The organism is Trebonia sp. (assembly GCF_049794275.1).
In the GTDB taxonomy this organism is placed as follows: Bacteria; Actinomycetota; Actinomycetes; order Streptosporangiales; family Streptosporangiaceae; genus Trebonia.
In genome coordinates this window covers 1-2,670 of sequence record NZ_JBARCR010000673.1, presented here as the reverse complement: position 1 = coordinate 2,670, position 2,670 = coordinate 1, and the positions used below count along the sequence as shown (strand labels likewise).

Annotated in this window: 2 protein-coding genes and 1 pseudogene; all 3 read right to left on the bottom strand. The window is 70.4% G+C overall.

Going from position 1 to position 2,670, the window contains the following annotated elements:
- Positions 1–1,273, bottom strand: a 1,273-nt coding sequence (locus WA805_RS18060) for a glycosyltransferase 87 family protein (RefSeq protein WP_425242912.1), incomplete at its 3' end; no start/stop codon positions are given.
- A 180-nt stretch (positions 1,274–1,453) separates the two neighbouring features.
- Positions 1,454–2,083, bottom strand: a complete 630-nt coding sequence (locus tag WA805_RS18055; protein ID WP_422272841.1) for an HAD family hydrolase — start codon at positions 2,081–2,083, stop codon at positions 1,454–1,456.
- Positions 2,080–2,670: pseudogene (locus WA805_RS18050) on the bottom strand (hypothetical protein); the annotation flags it as partial. The pseudogene WA805_RS18050 and the gene WA805_RS18055, both read right to left, overlap by 4 nt.

Below are 2,670 nucleotides of genomic sequence, written 5' to 3'. Positions count from 1 at the left end.
CGGTGAAGCCGAGGATGGCCAGGAGCAGCAGGCCGGACAGCACGTAGGCGTTCCCCGCCAGGAGCTGGAAGGTGCGCCAGTGGTACTCGAGGAACCAGGGCTGGTCGCCGAGCGCGATGTACTTGGTGACCGGGGTGTTCGGCGCGGACCAGATGAGCCCGTGCGTGAAGTTGCCAGGACCGGTGGTGAGGACGCTCCACAGGATGCCTGGCCAGGGGAAGAACACGAGGAACATTCCGCCCGCCAGGGCGGCGCAGCCCGCGGCGCGGGCCGGCCTGCCCGCCCGCCAGGCGCGCACGGCGTAATGCACGGCCGCCATCATGCCCGGCACCACCCACACCCAGTGGTGGTCCCAGCTGATGGGTGAGTCGAGCAGCCCGATGAGCGCCGTGGTCAGGATCCCGAGCATCGGGTGCCCGGCGCGGTACAGCCTGGCCGCGCACAGCAGGCCGCCCACGGTCACGATCACCGCGGCGATCACCCACGGCACGGTCCCGGCGTTGATGCTGCCAGCGAGCCTGGTCGCGACGGCCCGCAGCGACTGGTTGCCGCCCCATCCCACGAACCCGGTCCGCCCGTCCTGGATGAACAGGCCGTTGAGCCACCAGTCCCTCGAGTCGCCGGGCAGGATCACGAAGCCGAGCAGAACGGTGCCGAGGAAGGCGCCCAGCGCCACCGCGGCCTGCCGGAACTTCCTGGTCAGCAGCAGGTACGGGATGAAGATCAGCGGAACGAGCTTGACCCCGGCGGCGAATCCGGTCGCGATCCCCATCCACCAGCGGCTGTCCTCCTGCCGCAGGTCCCAGATGATCAGCGCCATCAGGACCAGGTTGATCTGCCCGAGGTACATGGTCCTGAACACCGGCTCGGTGAGCAGTCCGGCGGCCGCGCCGAGCATGGCGCCGCCGGCCAGGACCCTGCGGTCCCGGTAGCCCAGCGCGCTCATCGTGCACCACGTCGCCGCGAGCAGCGCGACAAGGTTCACCAGCTGCGAGAGCCGCGGCAGGATCGACCACGGCACGTAGGACACGGCAGCGAAGAAGAGCGCGGCGAACGGCGTGTAGGTGAACTTCAGCGACTGGTTGTTGAGCGGCCAGTCGTAGAGCGGGTTGGCCAGCTTGCCGTCGTAGGGCGGGCTGATGTGCCGGACGATGAGGCCGCCGTCCCGGTAGACGCGCAGGTCGACCGGATACAGCGTGTAACCGAGCGGGTGCCGCTGCGCGTACCACACCCAGAATCCGACCACGGCGGCGAGCGCCACGATCCCGGCCACCAGGAGGCGCGTTTTGTTTACACTCCAGGCGGGGGCGGCGGCGCCGCGACGCTCTAGCACCGAACTCACAGGCAACCCTTGCCGGTTCTTAGCGGTTCACGCACGGGCAAACATTACCGGTTCTTAGGAGTTCGCGTCGCAGGCTCGCCGATAGTTTGCTGTCAGCAAGTAATCGGTGTTTCACAAGGTGAAAGTGGCGTAAAAGGCCGGGAACCCGGTGAGCGACTCGAGCACCGTTTGCGCTCCGGCTGCGCGGAGGTCACGCTCCGTAAATGATCCCGTGGTCACGCCGATCGCGTGCGCTCCGGCCTGAGCCGCGGCGGCCATGTCCGCTGGTGTATCGCCGACGTAAACCGCCGCGCCCAGGGCGATGAGCACCGCCGCCTTCTCCGGCCCGTACGCATCGGCGGCCAGGTCGTCGGGCACCAGCCCGGCGAGGTCCAGGCTCAGCCGCGCCGGGATCTCGTGCTTGGCGGTGATGACGACGGCGCGCGCGCCGGCCGCCTTGACCGCGTCCAGCGCCTCACGGGCGCCGGGCAGCGCGCTGGTCAGCGGCCCGGCGAGCCGCAGGTAGTGCTCCCGGTAGACGCGCACCGCGGCGGGGACCTGCTCGGCGGGGAACCAGAAGCCGAGCTCGTCTTCCAGCTTGATGCCCAGCCTGCGGTCCACGGCGGCCGGGTCGATCGGCACACCGGTCGCGTCGCTGAGCGCGGCGAAGGAGGCCAGGATCACGCGCCGCGAGTCGATCAGGGTCATGTCCAGGTCGAACCCGACCGGTGCCCCCCGGTGACCGTGTCCGTCGGCTGTCATCCGGCCGGCAGTTCCCGGTCACGGGCGGCCAGCAGGCCGGCGAAGAGCAGCACGCCATTCAGCACGAAGAGCACCGCGATCGGCAGGTTCCACGATCCGGTCGCGGAGTGCAGCAGCCCGACCTCCAGCGGCCCCGCGCTCGCCAGCAGGTAGCCGACCGACTGCGCGAGCGCGGACAGCGACGCGGCGGCGGCCGGGTGCGGCGCCCGCGCCATCGTGAAGAAAATGGCGAGGCTGAGCGCCGCGTTCTGGCCGGCGCCGAGGATCAGCACCCAGGCCACGGCGGAGCTGAGCGGCAGGTACACCACCCCGGCGAGGCCCAGCGCCATCGCGGCCACCGTCGGCACTACCAGCAGGTGCTGGGCGCGCATCCGCTGCGCGACCATCGGGACGAGGAATGACACGGCGAGGTTGCCCACGCCCATGAGCGCCAGCAGGTTCCCCGCGGTGTCCGCACTCGCGCCCCGGTCGCGCAGGATCGTCGGCAGCCAGGACAGCGCCGCGTAGTACAGCAGGCTCTGCAGCCCCATGAACAGCGTCACATGCCAGGCGAGCGGGTACCGGTGCACCGCGACGCGGACGCGGTC

What these genes read in the sequence shown, in the direction of transcription:
- WA805_RS18055 (WP_422272841.1), bottom strand. Translation starts at nt 2,083, where the DNA reads ATGACAGCCGACGGACACGGTCACCGGGGGGCACCGGTCGGGTTCGAC.